Consider the following 14,032-nt stretch of genomic DNA (forward strand, 5'->3'; position numbering starts at 1 on the left):
CTGTCAAAACAACAAAGTCAACCGGTCGATAAAGGGGCGATAATTGGAATGAAGAGCTAGTTTGCGTCAGTTAATTTAATAAAATTGCTTTTGTGTGCACAAAAAAAAGAACGCCCCTTCGAACGTCCCTGGTTAGTTGGTCAGCTGTTGCTGGCGGATTTGGATCCATTCTTCAAATTGACGAAGGTCCTGTTCATTTGCCGATTTAAGGATAAAGTTCTTCCCCCGACTCTTGTATTGAATCCGACGAACAACATCTGGGTTCTTCTTTTGGTAGCGCACGTTGGCACGCTTTTGGGCTTCGCTTATCGACATGTAAATCCACCGCCAGTCTATATGTAATCGTACATGATAATTATCGGAGTGAAGATCAAGATTCCCAATCCACTAAATCAAAGTGGATAAAAATACGGTCAAAGGGTGAATTATCAGTAGTATATGAGGAGACTTGAATAACCTTCATCCCGACCCCTTTGACTATATTTATTTTACACCCGATAGACAAGATAGATCGAATAGATTTTCAAATAAGAAAAATACGTTTATTTATAAGCACACAAAAACCGGCTTTTCGCGCCGTTGCCGGGTAAAAAGTCGGTTGAGTAACAAAAATTTTGATTTTATTTTACGCCTCGTTTAACAAGTTACCTGTCACTCGTTCGATAACGGTGGCGGGGTTTTCAACACTCAAAATCAGCCGGTCGTAGCCTTCGTTTATCAGCGTTATAACAACGATCGGACTATTACGGCGCACGTTATAGAAGCGGCGTTGACCGTCATAAAAAAAGCTACCGGCGTAGTATAAACCAGGAATTGCGGTTCCGGGCAAGCGCAAACCTTTGCGCTCCTCAAAGGCCCCCTGATCACGAAAGATACCGGTCACGTGCCTCCAAGGCACCCGAATGGCTCCCTTCAGCGCCCAGAGGCGGTCGAGGCCGGCCGGGGAAACGATCAGTTCGGTTGGCGTAATGGTAATTTGGTTGTACATTGAGCATCGCTCCTTATCGATCACTACTTAAATGGACTAATGTAAGGGCAACTTTCATTATCAAAGGTTATGGTTAGTGCTTGGCAAGGTGCAAAAGATCCAAGATTCGTTTGAGTGGCAGCGACTGAATCAGGGTGCACAGGATGATCAATAATGAACCCAAGACGCTCGCTGCCGTCAACTTGGTTCCCAAGAAAGCCACCGCTAAGGTTGTGGCGACCAGTGGTTCAAAGGCCGACAACATCCCGGTGACGGCTGGTGAAATGTAATTAATGCTGCTCAAAAAGAGGGTGTAGGCCAGGATCGTTCCGAATATAACGATGTAGACAAGGGTTCCCCAATCGAAGGCCGTCATATTGGGTAAGGGCGTAAGGACCAAAACTGGGCTCATGCAAATCCCCCCGATCAGCATTCCTAGGCCGCAGACGGTTAGCGTGTCGTAGCGACTTAACAGGCCCTGGGGTAAGACGGTGTAGATGGCGGCCGCCAGCGCACACATTAACCCCCAAAACAGGGCGATCGGCGTCAGGGATAGCGAGTTCAAGTGTCCGCCGGTGACCAAAAAGAAGGTCCCCACCAGAGCAATTGTAATCGAAAGTATGTCTAGCCGCCTGGGCCAGGCCCGGTTACGAAGGGTAAACCAGACAATGATTAACACCGGTTGTAGGTACTGAATCACCGTGGCGGTCGGAGCGTTGCTCGTTTGTACCGCCTTCATGTAGGTAAACTGGGAGTTCAGCATCCCCAAAAAGGTAAATGCAATTAAAATCCCTAGGTCGCCCCTATTAGTTAAGAGCCCCTTGGTTTGCCCCGGGTTGCGCACCAAACCGATTGCCGTCATGATTAAGCCGGCAAAGATCAGGCGGACGGCCACTAACCAGGATGCGGTCATTGACGTGTGTGAAAAGATTAGCTGGGCGCCAGCTCCCAAGGCCCCCCACAGGGACGCTCCGCAAATGGCCAGGAGGATCCCCTTGTTTGATTCTGTCATTCAATCCCCTCTCTTCTTCTAAAGTGTTAACCCTAAATATAGCAGTCGCCAAAAGAAATGAGCAACCCCCCTCGCCAAATAAAATAGGGGTGGAAGCGGTTTATCAAACCCTTTATAATATAGATAGAAAATCTAGATCGAAGAATGCGGGGTCCGTTAACCAATGGGGGTTGGTTAAATGGGTGCACCCCTACGTCCAATTACTGATCGACGTTAAAAGCTGCTATTCGGGAGGAAGCCTCATGGCAAGAAAAATTAAGGATGATAACGGTCACGTGTACGTAGAAAAGAAGCCCTTTTATAAACGGGTCTGGTTCTGGTTAGTGGTCGTGGTGTTAGTGGTGATTGTCGCCGCGGGGATGGGTGGCTCCGGTTCATCGGATAGCTCAGACAAGTCCGCCTCGAGCTCGAGCAGTTCGGCCACCCCACTCGATAAGGTATACAAGGTCGGCCAAACCGCCTCGTATAAGGGTTATAAGATTAAGGTCAATAGCGTTTCGTACAGTTCCGGTAACGAGTACGAACAGCCCGATTCCGGTAAGCAATACGTGATTGTCAACGTGACGATCACCAACGATACCGACGAATCGCAAGACTACAACCCTTATGACTTTAAGCTCGACGCCGACGGGAATAACACCGACCTCGATGAAATCTACACCGACGTCGACAACACCTTAAACGCCGGTTCCTTAGACAAGGGGGCTTCGGTGACCGGTAACATGGTCGGCCAGGCAAGCACGAGCGTCTCTAAGCTCCAGCTCCAATACCAGACCTCGGTTTGGAACGATAAGACGGTTAAGTTTGATTTGAAGAGTAATCAGTAGAAAAAAGATCCCGGGAATAAAGACTTTCCCAGGATCTTTTTTATTTCGGTTTTTTACGACAGGAAGCTTTAGAGACTGCACAAATGTTTAGATTTGTCCTGTCCCCCTAGCCGTTTTCTTGTGCGGCGGTATCGGCGGCCAAGCGGCCAAAGGTAAAGATATCAGCCAACGAGTTACCACCGAGCCGGTTCCCAGCGTGGAGGCCCCCGGCGTTTTCCCCGGCGGAGTATAAACCGGCGATTACTCGCTCCGCCTTGTCTAGCACGTGACCGTGTTCATCAATCGCCAAGCCCCCCATCGTGTGGTGGATGGCCGGCTTGCGCGGGGTGGCGTAAAATGGCGCCACTTCGCACTTAAGGTGGAAGGCACTCTTGCCAAACTCCGGATCGTGGCCCGCGTCGACGTAAGAATTGTACTTGTTAATCGTGTCTTCCAGGGTGGCCGGGTCCATCCCCACCTTCCCGGCTAGTTCCGCTAACGTATCTGCCTTAAAGAGGGTGCCGGCTTCGACTTGGGCGTCAATTGATTCCTGGGTCGTGTTGTAGGCCGTCTCTTTGATCTTATCATCGGCGATCAAGTAGAAGAGGCCCCCCTGGGCAATCGCGGCGGCGGCCAGGGTGTCGCGTTCCGCAAACTCGTTGACGAACCGCTTGCCCTCTTGGTTGACCATGATGAAGTTTTCCGGTGGCGTCTGCAGGCCGGTAAACAGTTCCCCGGTCACCGGGTCGGAGACTGGCATTAACTGGATAAAGCCCATCCCGGTCAACTCAGCGCCTGCCTCCTGGCCTAAACTAATCCCGTCACCGGTGATGGCCGGTGAATTAGTGGTGGCAATGTCGTCGTCAATGTGCTCCCAGTAGGTGTTGTACTTTTGGACCATTGGCGTGTTGGCGCCAAAGCCCCCGGCGGTCAAGAAGGTGGATTTAGCACGGACGGTCACCTTAGTCCCGTCGGTCTTGTGGGCCACGACCCCCACTACCCGGCCGTTTTCCATCAGGAGGTGTTCGGCACGGGTTTCGGTCAGGATGGTGGCACCGTGTTCCGTAACCCAGTCGCCCAGGACGTGAATGAAGGCGTACCCCATTGGCTCAACCGGCTTGTGGCCACGCCGCCACAGGGCCCCAACCGGCATTGTTACGTCGGTTTGATCGAATTTAACCCCAAGGTCAGCTAGCCATTTGACCGAGTCCAGAGCGTTATCGACCAAGGTCTTGACCAGCTGGTACCGACCGTGAATTTCATGACCGGCGAGGTCTTCACGCTTCCCCCCTAAGTAAGTCTGGATTTCGTGAAGGAGGTTGGAATCAAAGAGGTACTGGGCTCCGGAAGCAATGTATTCCTTAATTTGCTCCCGTAACCGTTCAAAGTCGGCACGGTATTCGGGGTCGATCTGTTCTAATGGCGTGTTAGCCAACTCTTTCAGGGTCTCTTTTTCCCCGGTCAAGGCGGCAAAGTCCCTTTGCCAGTCCGGATCGGCGGCGTTCATTGGTCCCCCGGCCCGGGTGGTGTTGCCCCCTAGTTGCGGGAACTTTTCTAAAATAACAACTTGCTTATCGTGCTGGAGGCTCCGGGTAGCGGCCGCCAAGCCAGCCCCACCGGCCCCAACTACCACCACGTCGGTTTGATATTCCTCAACTTGAGCGGCCTGAGTCGCTGCTTCTGGCTTGGCCCGTTGCTTCCACTCAGCGGCATCGCCACCGGCCAGGGTAATCGCTTCGGCCACCCCGTCAACGACCCCACGTGAGGAGATTGTCGCCCCGGCAACGGTGTCCACGTTTAGCGTTTGTCCCTTCACAATCTTAGCCGGAAGCCGTTTAAAAACTTCGTCGGCGATCCCGCTTGTTTCCCCACTGGCGTCAACTCGAATCCGTTGAATCGCATCGTCGCTTAGCGTGACCTCCATTGGCATGAAGGATGAGCCGTGCCCCTTAGCTTTTACTTTGTACGTTCCTGCTTTCATTGTTCATCGCTCCCTTGTGAAAGCAATCTCATGTTCGAGTAAATTGTAGCGCTTCCGAACGGAAATGGGAACGACCTGTGTTATTATTGGATCATAACTAAAATGTTATCGAAAGGATGGTTAACGTGCGTGACCCGGATTTGATGCTCAACTACTTAGAGGTCTTGCTTAAGCACAGCAACTTCACTAAGGCGGCTAGCGAGCTTTACATCTTCCAGCCCTATTTGACCCAGCTAATCAAACGGATCGAAAAGGAATTGGGCGCCCCAATTATCAACCGCCACCGCTTACCCTTCTCTTTAACGGAAGCCGGCCAAATATACTACCAGTACCTCGAGAACCTGTCAGCCGAACATCAACGCCTTGCACTTCAATTAGCCCGCTACACCAACGACAGCACCGAAATCATCCGGGTGGCCGTTTTAGAGAGCCTGGGAACCTTCTTGTTGCCGGCAATCCTCCCCCGCTTCTTAAAGGACCACCCCAGCGTCCGGATCCAAGTGGTCGAAGGCTTCCCCCACCAAAGCGAGGAGCGGATTTTAAATGACCAGGCCGACCTTTACATGGGCCAAACCCCCGAAACCTTAAATTACGGGATTCACCCCTACATTAACGGCGGCGAGAACTACTACGTCATCATCCCCGCCACCTCCAAGTTTTACCAACCCGGTCGCTTCATCCTCGACCCTTCAACGTATAACCTAGACGACCTCTTGCAAGAACCCTTCGTCTTGAGCTCCGCCGAATCGGAAATTCGCCACCAGGTTAACAGCCTCTTTCAAAACCGGAAGCTGGTTCCCAAGGTGGTGATGGTCTCAAACAGCGTCATCACGGTCGCCAACCTCGCCATTCAGGGGGTGGGCTTGACGATTTCGGCCGCCAGCATCCTCAAACGGATTAAGGAAACGCCGATCAACCTCTACCCACTCGACCCCTCGCTGATCCAAATCCGCTACTTTATTGGCGCCAAAAAGGACCGTCCGCTCACCGACGCCATGCGAGACCTCATCGCCGCTTTTCAGTCCGCCAACCTCCAAATGAAAATCCATTGATGAAGGCGCTTTTAGGCAAAATTAGGGTTTTCGTCACTTATGTTGGCAATCCGGTGGTGCTATAATTTCTGTATCTAGTCGACAGGAGGGAATTTCATGTTATATAACGCAGCCTTAGTTTTAGAAGGTGGGGCGATGCGCGGTCAATACTCCACCGGTGTTACCGATACCTTTTTAAAACACCACGTTGAATTCAAATCGGTAATTGGGGTCTCCGCCGGGGCCCTGTGCGGGGCGAACTTCGTTTCTAAGCAGTACGGACGAATGGCTGACGTTAACACCCACTACCGTCACGACCGCAATTACATCTCCCCCCTGCGCCTTTTAAAGCGCGAGGAAATTTTGAACTTGGACTTTTTGTTTGAAGACCACGGCTGGGACTGGCACAACTTCGACGAACGGGCCTACCAGCGTTCGGCGTCCGATTTCACCATCGTCGCCACCGCTCTAGAAACCGGGAAGGCCGTCACCTTCACAAACGCGACGGGCGAAGAGTTCATCACCGACCTGAAGGCCTCTTCTTCGATGCCCTTCGTTTCCGAGCCCCAGGTAACCACCGCCGGTCCCTGTTTAGATGGGGGCGTTGCCGATTCAATCCCCTTCGACATCGCCCAAGAGCAGGACTTTGACAAGATCGTGGTGGTCCGGACCCGGCCGCGTGACTACCGCAAGAAGCCGACCAGCCGGGTGCTTAGTGAGATGTACCAGCACTCCTTTAAGGACTACCCGGCCTTCGTGGATGCCGGGATTAACCGGCCAACCGTCTACAACCAGCAGGTCGAAACGCTCGATCAACTTGAAAAAGACCGGCAAGCCTTCGTGATCGCCCCGACAGAACCAATTAAGGTCAAGCGTCTAGAGGGCAACGTTAAAAAAATTCGCCAGCTCTACGAACAGGGCCAGGCCCAAGCCGAGGAAATCTTAGCCGACGTTCTCAACTACCTGGAGAACTAATTGATGGCGGCGGAGTGATCAAAGTGGTCACTCCCCGCTTTTTTCGTTAAAATAGATGAGACTGTTAATATTAAACAAATGAGGGTTGATAAGTATGGAAAAAGTTGTTTTCGTTGGAGCTGCACGGACGCCGATTGGAAAGCTCGGTGGCGCCCTGGCCACACTGACCGCTGCCCAGTTGGGAACAATTGCCATCCAGGCCGCCTTAGAGCGGGCCGCGGTTGCTCCCGAAGAAGTGAATGAGGTCTACCTGGGCTGCGCCATCCAGGCCGGCCAGGGGCAAAACGTCGCCCGCCAGGCCAGCATTGCCGCCGGGTTGCCGGTTACCGTTCCGGCCACCACCGTTAACGTGATGTGTGGCTCCGGAATGCACGCCGTTAACCTAGCGGCCAAGCTGATTGCCATGGGGGACGCCGAAGTGATGGTGGCGGGGGGCACCGAAAGCATGTCGACGGCCCCGTATTTGATGCCCAAGGGCCGCTTTGGTTACAAATACGGTAATGCCGAACTGGTCGACGCCCTGTATAAGGACGGGTTGGAAGACGCCTTCTTCCACTACCCAATGGGTTGCACGGCCGAAAACCTGGTCGAAAAATACCAGGTGACTAGAGAAGACCTCGACCACTTCGCCCTGCAAAGCCAAGTGCGGGCACGGACGGCGCAAGACGCGGGGCGTTTTAAAGACGAAATCGTGCCGGTGACCGTCAAGGGCAAGCGCCACCAACTTGAAGTTACAGAAGACGAGGCGATTCGCGACACGACGATGGAAAAATTAGCGGCCTTAAAGCCGGTCTTTAAAGAAGGTGGCGACGTGACGGCCGGCAATTCTTCCGGATTAAATGACGGCGCCGCTGCTTTAATCCTAATGAGCGAACGCCGGGCTCTGGCGGAAGGCAAGGAAATTCTCGGCTACTGGCAGGCCGGCACCTTGGCCGGGGTCAAGCCGGAACTGATGGGGATCGGCCCCTTGGCGGCCACCAAGAAGCTGCTCGCCCAGGTTGACATGACGCCCGACCAGCTTGACCTGATCGAAATTAACGAAGCCTTTGCCGCCCAAGCGATCGTTTGCCAGCGCGAATTGGGCTTCGAGGAGAGCAAGGTGAACGTCAACGGTGGGGCAATTGCCCTTGGTCATCCCCTGGGCGACTCCGGGGCCCGCATTTTGGTGACCCTACTCTACCAAATGAAGCGCCAAAACGCCAAGCGGGGGCTGGGGACCCTGTGCATTGGCGGCGGGATGGGCGCTGCCACCCTCGTCTACCGTTAGGAGGATTGTATGCGTAAATTATTCAAACTCCCTTATGCCCCCTTAGTGGTGGCTATTTTCGCCTTATACCTGGCGATTACCTATTGGCCAAACGTTGCGGGCCTGTTGAAAACATTATTGGCGGCAGCCATGCCCCTCCTGATTGGTTGCGTGATTGCCTACATCGTTAACCTGTTGATGGTACGCTACGAAGGTTTATACCACCGGGTCTTTAAGGGACAGCGGGCCCAAAGGTTTGCCCGGGTCACCGCCCTTTGCCTCGCCTACTTATCAATCGTGGTGGTGATTGGGGTGGTTTCTAGCGTGGTGGCCCCCCAGTTAGTAGCTTGTGTTAAGTTGCTCTTCTCCGGGCAAAGCAAGGTCATCCCCCAGTTCATCAACTGGCTAGAAAACGAGAGCTTTTTAAAGAGCCTCTGGCAACAAATTGACCTCTCCAAGATTAATTGGACTAAGGTGCAAAGTTACCTCTTAAACGGGGCCAGTGGCACCTTTAGCACGGTCATGTCCACCGCTAGCAAGATGGTCTCCGCCCTGACTACGACCGTCGTAGCGATTTTCTTTTCGATCTACCTCTTGCTCTTTAAAGACCGTCTCGCCCGCCAGTTCAAGCTCTTATTGACCACCTACTTGCCGGGGCAAGTGGCCCGGATTTTACGGGTACTGACGGTGTTTGACCAGTCCTTTTCTAGCTATATCGTGGGGCAAGTTAAAGACGCCGTGGTGCTCGGGTGTTCGTGCACCGTCTTGATGCTAATTCTCCAACTCCCTTACGCACCAATGGTCGGCGCGGTGATGGCCGTCACCGCCCTCGTACCGATCATCGGGGCTTTGATGGGGGCCAGCGTGGGGATCATCGTGATCTTCGCAGTTTCCCCGGTCAAGGCCCTGATCTTCTTGGTGATGATTCTAGCCCTCCAGGAATTCGATAACCGGGTTACTTACCCGTTGATCGTCGGCAAGTCGATTGGCCTGCCCAGCGTGTGGGTCTTCGTGGCCGTCATGGTCGGTGGCGGGGTTTCCGGGATCCTAGGGATGATGTTCACCGTGCCCCTCTTTGCGGCCTTCTACCAACTATTAAAAACCGACGTTGCCAAGCGGCAATTAAACTAAACTCACCCCCACCCTAGTGCGCCAAGGTGGGGGTGATAGTGTATAATAAGCGTGTTTTTAGTTAAAGGAGGCGGCAGATTTGACGTTAAATTTGTTGGTAGTGGTGTGTGGTTTTCTGATTGGCTTTTTCGTTATCTCAACCGGGGGTGGCGGGGCCGCTTTGTACCTTGGGGTTTTAACGGGGCTGTGCGGGTTAAGTGCCGCCCACGCGGTGGATACCTCGCTTCTAACCGCCATCCCCGCCCTGTGCTTTGGTGCCCTGTCCTTTTACCGTCACGGCAACGTCAACGTCAAACTAGCCCGCCAGTTTCTGTACTTCGCCTTACCAACCGTGATCGTAGCTTCCTTGTTGGCCCGCTACATTCCCGAAAAGATTTACGCCCCGCTGATTGGACTCGTCTTGGTGGTGTTAGGGGTTCAAATGTACTTTCGCAAGGTGCGCCAAACGGAAGATATCCACGTCGACCGGGTCAAGGCAGCCTATTACGCCATCTTGTCCGGTTTAATGATCGGCATCGGTGGGCTTTCCGGTGGCGGCGTGATCATGGCCGGCCTGCTAGCGATGGGCGAAGATATGTTGGGCACCGTGGCCACGTCTAGCTTCATCCTCGTTTGGACGAGTTTAATTGGTGCCGTGATGCACATGACTGGCGGGGGCGTTAGCTACTTTTACGCCCTGTTACTGATAATCGGCTCCGTAACCGGGGCGCTTATAGCCCCACGGGTCTTATCCCGGGTTAACCGGGCAACCTTTGACCGGATTTGCAAGCCAGTTATTTCCTTAATTGTGATCCTAATGGGGTTGCAGATGATTTTCTAACTCAACTGAAGAGGCCGGGGAAAATTCCGTTTTCCCCGGCCTCTTGCTGTATTCACGAATGTTAGATAGATAGCGTGGAAAATAACCGCAGGTCTAGTGTCTAAGCAGGCCGAAGAACAGTGCGTACCGCACTAACCGTTCGTCCTAGCTTAGTCATACGACCTGCCGAGAAGGTTATTCCCCAATCACTTTCCTATGCGTACTTGTGGGCTAACTTACCGCACAGGGCGGCGACAATCGCCCCTAGCAAATCATCGATGAAGGTGTTGACCTGGTCGTTATCCTCATCGTATTGCTTGATGATCCCGTACTTGACCCGGTCGAGATAACCGAAGTTGGTTACCCCAATCGTGCCGTAGATGTTGGCGGTTTGCAGGGCCAGGGCTTCATCAACCCCGAAGACGCCGGAGTCGTTTCTAATGATGGTCAATAAGGGCTCTTTAATTTGCCCCTCTTCGGCCAGGCGGTCGAGTTCCAACGCCACCATCGCGTTGTTCAAGAGTTCGCGTTTGTGCAACACGTTCAGCAGTTCTTGGTAGCACTCCTCCTGGGTAATGGTGGGCACGAAGTTGTGCTGTAAATCATAGGCGATCCCACTCAACTGGTGGAGGTCCACCCCGCGCTTTTTCAGTCCGTCAATAACGAAGTCAAAGGCAACGGTGTCGGGATACTTAAAGTCTTTATTTAACATGCTACATCCTCCTTAATCGAGTTCCTGAGCCAGTTTGCTGTAGTAATAGCGGTTCAGTTGCGTCCGAATTGTTTTTGCGGTCCCTAGGTTGATGTTATTAGTGAAAAAGATCATCCGCTGCTGGGTCGAAAAGTCCCCCGAGGCAATCGCCGAGTAACCAGCGTAGCCTCCGTTGGCGTGGAAACTATTGCCGCTAAAGTAAATCCCGCCAAAGTAGCTAACCGTCTTTTGGTCGGCGTACTTATGGAGCCAGGTGCTGGCTGCCTGGTCGTCCATCAAGTGGCTAATCAATTGCCAATAACCTACCGGGGTCGCCAAGTAGTTCCCGGCCCCAAAGGTCGCCGACATCGCCCGCCGCAAGCTCGTCCAAGAGGCCGTTGGCAAAAGGCTCTTAGACACCTGGCTGGCCTTCAGCGCACTAAAGGGTTTAATCTCCTTAATCCCCCACGGCGCCAGGATTTTGTCCCGAACGAACTGATCATAGCTTTCGCCGCTGACCTTGGAAACGATCGCGGCTAAGAGGACGTAATCGATGTTGGAGTAGTTCCAAGTTTCTTTACCACTCGACTTATAGTGGGCCAAGGAGTATTTGACCTGTTCGCTTTGACTCATGAGGACCCGTGGGGCGACCGTCTGGGTGTCGGCAAGCCCCGAGGTGTGGCTCATCAGCCACCCAATCGTAATTTCCTTCGCGTGGGCCACTTGGGGGTAGTAAGTCGCCAGGGTGGTGTTAACCGATAATTTGCCCTCCTTGACGAGGGTGTAGATGGCTAATCCCGTCAACAGTTTTTGCAGCGACGCAGTCGGGAAGTAACGGTGGCTAGAGACCGCCCGTTGACTGTTGGCCCCCACCAGTGAGTTTTGAATCACGGTGGGTGTGTCATCGCTACCAATTAAAAGAATCCCGTTGACGTGGTTGGATTTAAGCACGTCCTTGAGCGTTAATTGAAGTCGCTTGGTGGTTGAAATTACTTCCGGGGCGTGTACATTCCGGGGGCGAACCCCAGTGATCCCGATTCCCGCAAGCAAGCCAAGAGCCGTGCCGAATAGCCATCTTCTCTTCAAAGATTGTCACCCTTCCAATTTTTCGCGGCGTCTTCTTTATTCAGTTGCGCCAGCTGGTCGATCATCGTCAGGCGTTCGCGAGGCGAGAGGTTACGTAAGAATTCGAAAAAGGAGTCCGGAAACTTCTTCATTAGGTCAATGAATTCCTGGGTGGTCTTATCCGGTTGGGCAATCATGTCCTTGTAGCCCAGGTTTAGATCGATGTTGGATTCCCCCCACCGGTTGGCGATCACCACTTGGACCGCCCGCATGAGGACGTGGCTATCCTTAATCGAAAGCATTTCGGTGGTCTGCATGTACATAATCAAGTAGCGTAACGCTAATAAAATCGGCTCCGGATCGGCGTCGTCTGGGGCGAAGGCCTCCCACTGGAGGAGGAAGTCGGTGGGCGATGTTAGGTCATCAATGACACACATCGGCCGCCGCTGGGTTAAGTAGTCGTTTAGGTATTGATCGAGCAATTCCTTGATCTGGGCCCGGGTCTTTTCATCCGTTGTGGTGTAGGTTTCCACCCAGGTCATCAGGTCAGCGATTAGTTCGGTGTTAATGTCGATCAATTGGTCGTACACCGCTTGGACTTCCGGGGCCTGCTCGTCAAAGTTAGCTAAGTAGGTTGGGGAGTTGTTTAAGTCCACCCAACGCCGTACAAAGTAATTCCCCTTGTTCGTGATCATCGGGATCCGGACCTGGTTGACGATTTGATCGGTAAAGTTGATCATCGGCGTTTCCTGGCGGCCAAACCGTTCCCGGTCCGCGAGGGTGACCGATTCCATCGCTAACCCCATTAACAGGTCGTTTTCCTCGTAGCTTTCTAGTTCTTCCGGGGTGATCTTGCTAAAGGCGTCCACGTAGTAACGGAAGGCCCGCTCTAACAAGAAGTCATTGCTCGTGTTCCGGTAGGCCACCCCGCCGTTTAAGATTTGATCGGTGTAGCGGGTCGCCTTATCCGGGTTAATGGCCAAGCGGCTGCAGATTTGCTTAACCACTTGGGCTAAGACAAACTCAACCCCGACCCGCAGGTATTCCACTCCCGGAATGATGGCGGGCATCAGGGTTTCGTGATTAACGGCGAGGACCATTGAGATCCCGTTAATCGTAAACGGGCGGATTGTCCAGTCGCGTAAACTAGTGGGACTAGGTTTCTTTTCCTCACTTAATTTAATATCTTCTTCCAGCACGTTGGATGCGTACAGCATGTTGTTCTCTCTTCCTTATTGATTTTTGGTTGGGCCAACTTCTTTTCTTAGCCCGGCTTTGACCAAGTCCTTAGCGGTTTTACTGACCGACTGACCCCGTTGCTCAGCGAGGGCTTTTAACTGACGGTAAAGGGCCATTTCCTCTTCGCCCTTCCACAACAGCCCAGTCACTTGATGAAATTCCTTTTGCAAAAGACACCTACTCCTTCCCCCAAATCACGTGGGCAATCTTCTTGATAATCTTGACCCGTTGGTGAAGCTCCGTGTGGGTCGTATCGGTGAAGATGTGTTGGTGATAGTGGACGTGTTTGTGTTTAATCAGGGTTTTTAACATTAGTGATTGGATTTGGGGAACTTCGCCGTCAGTAGTCGATTTCCCCTCGTCGCTTCCCATCCAGTTATAAAAGACTAGTCCCCTTGGTAGCTGTGCTTCCTTAACCTCCTTGAGCATCGTTTTAAACATTTGATCGTGAGACTTTTTGAATAACCACTTGGTGTACTTGGTGTTGGTCCCAAACGATTCGTCAACCGGGACCCCTAAAAAAACCACCTTTTGCAAGGCGATTTCTCGTTGCAGGGTTTTGGACCCGATGTAGGCATGCAAAAGCTCGGTTCCCCCGTAGGAATGGGCGATCACGTTTAGTTTTTGAACGTGATACTTAGTGGCTAAAACCTGCAAAACTTGGGTTAGCTCCCGCACCTGGGGCTGGTAAGTGGTGGAATAATTCCAGTCGTAAATGAACTGGATCAGTGGGTTTTGCTTGCCCTTCAAGCTACCCGAAACCTGGACGGCTCCGGTGGGTGCTACCCGGACCACCATTACGTTCGTGGCGATGTTTTGGTCCTGGTAGTAGTCAATTAATTTCGTATAGGTCCACGTGTTTCCACCCCAGCCTGGGATCAGGAGGGTGGGCGTGGCGGAATACTTTACCGATGAGTTGGTGGGGGTGATGGCCTTACCCGGGGTTCCCCGCAGCAAGTACAACTGAACCCCCGCCAGTACGACGATGATGACCGCTAAGCCAATGGCCACACGGCGTAAAACCTTCTTGAACATGGTCACCGCCTCTTTGCTTCCTTGACCATCATACCCTTTCCGGTTCCGCTTGGC

Annotated in this window: 15 protein-coding genes; 6 read left to right on the forward strand and 9 right to left on the reverse strand. The window is 52.8% G+C overall.

Translation table 11 applies throughout. From position 1 onward, the window contains the following. Window positions 1–132: 132 nt before the first annotated feature. From FG166_RS05290 to FG166_RS05300, 3 genes are all read right to left on the reverse strand, one after another. Window positions 133–315: a hypothetical protein gene (locus tag FG166_RS05290; protein WP_003682985.1), complete on the reverse strand. Its 183-nt coding sequence runs from the start codon at window positions 313–315 to the stop codon at window positions 133–135. A gap of 310 nt (window positions 316–625) precedes the next feature. Next, window positions 626–988 carry a PH domain-containing protein gene (locus FG166_RS05295; RefSeq protein ID WP_003682984.1) on the reverse strand — a complete coding sequence of 121 codons (363 nt, stop codon included), beginning with the start codon at window positions 986–988 and terminating at the stop codon, window positions 626–628. 73 nt (window positions 989–1,061) lie between these two features. Then, window positions 1,062–1,979, reverse strand: coding sequence for a DMT family transporter (locus FG166_RS05300; protein WP_003682983.1), 918 nt, complete (start codon window positions 1,977–1,979; stop codon window positions 1,062–1,064). A gap of 242 nt (window positions 1,980–2,221) precedes the next feature. On the opposite strand from FG166_RS05300, the gene FG166_RS05305 reads away from it, so the two are divergent. Next, window positions 2,222–2,806 (forward strand): DUF4352 domain-containing protein, encoded by a 585-nt coding sequence (locus FG166_RS05305; RefSeq protein ID WP_035431007.1) that lies wholly within the window; start codon window positions 2,222–2,224, stop codon window positions 2,804–2,806. 106 nt (window positions 2,807–2,912) lie between these two features. On the opposite strand, the gene FG166_RS05310 is transcribed toward FG166_RS05305, so the two are convergent. After that, window positions 2,913–4,766, reverse strand: coding sequence for an FAD-dependent oxidoreductase (locus FG166_RS05310; protein ID WP_003682980.1), 1,854 nt, complete (start codon window positions 4,764–4,766; stop codon window positions 2,913–2,915). A gap of 125 nt (window positions 4,767–4,891) precedes the next feature. Here FG166_RS05310 and FG166_RS05315 point away from each other — a divergent pair, with 125 nt between their 5' ends. The 5 genes from FG166_RS05315 to FG166_RS05335 all read left to right on the forward strand — a co-directional run bounded on the left by FG166_RS05315 (window position 4,892) and on the right by FG166_RS05335 (window position 9,969). After that, window positions 4,892–5,818: a LysR family transcriptional regulator gene (locus tag FG166_RS05315; RefSeq protein WP_035431004.1), complete on the forward strand. Its 927-nt coding sequence runs from the start codon at window positions 4,892–4,894 to the stop codon at window positions 5,816–5,818. A 96-nt stretch (window positions 5,819–5,914) separates the two neighbouring features. Beyond that, entirely contained in the window at window positions 5,915–6,772 is an 858-nt protein-coding gene (locus FG166_RS05320; protein ID WP_003682978.1) for a patatin-like phospholipase family protein, read from the forward strand. Window positions 6,773–6,866: 94 nt separating this feature from the next. Further along, a complete protein-coding gene (locus tag FG166_RS05325; RefSeq protein WP_003682977.1) occupies window positions 6,867–8,039 on the forward strand; it encodes an acetyl-CoA C-acetyltransferase in 1,173 nt (390 codons plus the stop codon). Between the two features lie 9 nt (window positions 8,040–8,048). Further along, window positions 8,049–9,149, forward strand: a complete 1,101-nt coding sequence (locus tag FG166_RS05330; RefSeq protein ID WP_003682976.1) for an AI-2E family transporter — start codon at window positions 8,049–8,051, stop codon at window positions 9,147–9,149. Window positions 9,150–9,228: 79 nt separating this feature from the next. Then, window positions 9,229–9,969 (forward strand): sulfite exporter TauE/SafE family protein, encoded by a 741-nt coding sequence (locus FG166_RS05335; RefSeq protein ID WP_003682975.1) that lies wholly within the window; start codon window positions 9,229–9,231, stop codon window positions 9,967–9,969. 193 nt (window positions 9,970–10,162) lie between these two features. On the opposite strand, the gene FG166_RS05340 is transcribed toward FG166_RS05335, so the two are convergent. Genes FG166_RS05340 through FG166_RS05360 form a run of 5 tightly spaced genes read right to left on the reverse strand, consistent with a single transcriptional unit; the run spans window position 10,163 to window position 13,978 of the window. Further along, entirely contained in the window at window positions 10,163–10,660 is a 498-nt protein-coding gene (locus FG166_RS05340) for a phosphatidylglycerophosphatase A family protein (RefSeq protein ID WP_003682974.1), read from the reverse strand. Window positions 10,661–10,672: 12 nt separating this feature from the next. Continuing rightward, complete coding sequence (locus tag FG166_RS05345; RefSeq protein ID WP_003682973.1) at window positions 10,673–11,725, reverse strand: serine hydrolase domain-containing protein; 1,053 nt, start codon at window positions 11,723–11,725, stop codon at window positions 10,673–10,675. Continuing rightward, a complete protein-coding gene (locus FG166_RS05350) occupies window positions 11,722–12,921 on the reverse strand; it encodes a hypothetical protein (RefSeq protein ID WP_003682972.1) in 1,200 nt (399 codons plus the stop codon). Before FG166_RS05350 ends, FG166_RS05345 begins: the two co-directional genes overlap by 4 nt. A gap of 15 nt (window positions 12,922–12,936) precedes the next feature. Next, window positions 12,937–13,113, reverse strand: a complete 177-nt coding sequence (locus FG166_RS05355) for a hypothetical protein (protein WP_003682971.1) — start codon at window positions 13,111–13,113, stop codon at window positions 12,937–12,939. Between the two features lie 7 nt (window positions 13,114–13,120). Then, complete coding sequence (locus tag FG166_RS05360; protein ID WP_003682969.1) at window positions 13,121–13,978, reverse strand: alpha/beta hydrolase; 858 nt, start codon at window positions 13,976–13,978, stop codon at window positions 13,121–13,123. Between the last annotated feature and the right edge of the window lie 54 nt (window positions 13,979–14,032).

The organism is Limosilactobacillus fermentum, assembly GCF_013394085.1.
GTDB lineage: Bacteria > Bacillota > Bacilli > Lactobacillales > Lactobacillaceae > Limosilactobacillus > Limosilactobacillus fermentum.

Coding starts and splice junctions, on each gene's coding strand:
- FG166_RS05320 (WP_003682978.1), top strand. CDS start 5,915: ATGTTATATAACGCAGCCTTAGTTTTAGAAGGTGGGGCGATGCGCGGT.
- FG166_RS05305 (WP_035431007.1), top strand. CDS start 2,222: ATGGCAAGAAAAATTAAGGATGATAACGGTCACGTGTACGTAGAAAAG.
- FG166_RS05310 (WP_003682980.1), bottom strand. CDS start 4,766: ATGAAAGCAGGAACGTACAAAGTAAAAGCTAAGGGGCACGGCTCATCC.
- FG166_RS05325 (WP_003682977.1), top strand. CDS start 6,867: ATGGAAAAAGTTGTTTTCGTTGGAGCTGCACGGACGCCGATTGGAAAG.
- FG166_RS05340 (WP_003682974.1), bottom strand. CDS start 10,660: ATGTTAAATAAAGACTTTAAGTATCCCGACACCGTTGCCTTTGACTTC.
- FG166_RS05360 (WP_003682969.1), bottom strand. CDS start 13,978: ATGTTCAAGAAGGTTTTACGCCGTGTGGCCATTGGCTTAGCGGTCATC.
- FG166_RS05290 (WP_003682985.1), bottom strand. CDS start 315: ATGTCGATAAGCGAAGCCCAAAAGCGTGCCAACGTGCGCTACCAAAAG.
- FG166_RS05350 (WP_003682972.1), bottom strand. CDS start 12,921: ATGCTGTACGCATCCAACGTGCTGGAAGAAGATATTAAATTAAGTGAG.
- FG166_RS05300 (WP_003682983.1), bottom strand. CDS start 1,979: ATGACAGAATCAAACAAGGGGATCCTCCTGGCCATTTGCGGAGCGTCC.
- FG166_RS05330 (WP_003682976.1), top strand. CDS start 8,049: ATGCGTAAATTATTCAAACTCCCTTATGCCCCCTTAGTGGTGGCTATT.
- FG166_RS05295 (WP_003682984.1), bottom strand. CDS start 988: ATGTACAACCAAATTACCATTACGCCAACCGAACTGATCGTTTCCCCG.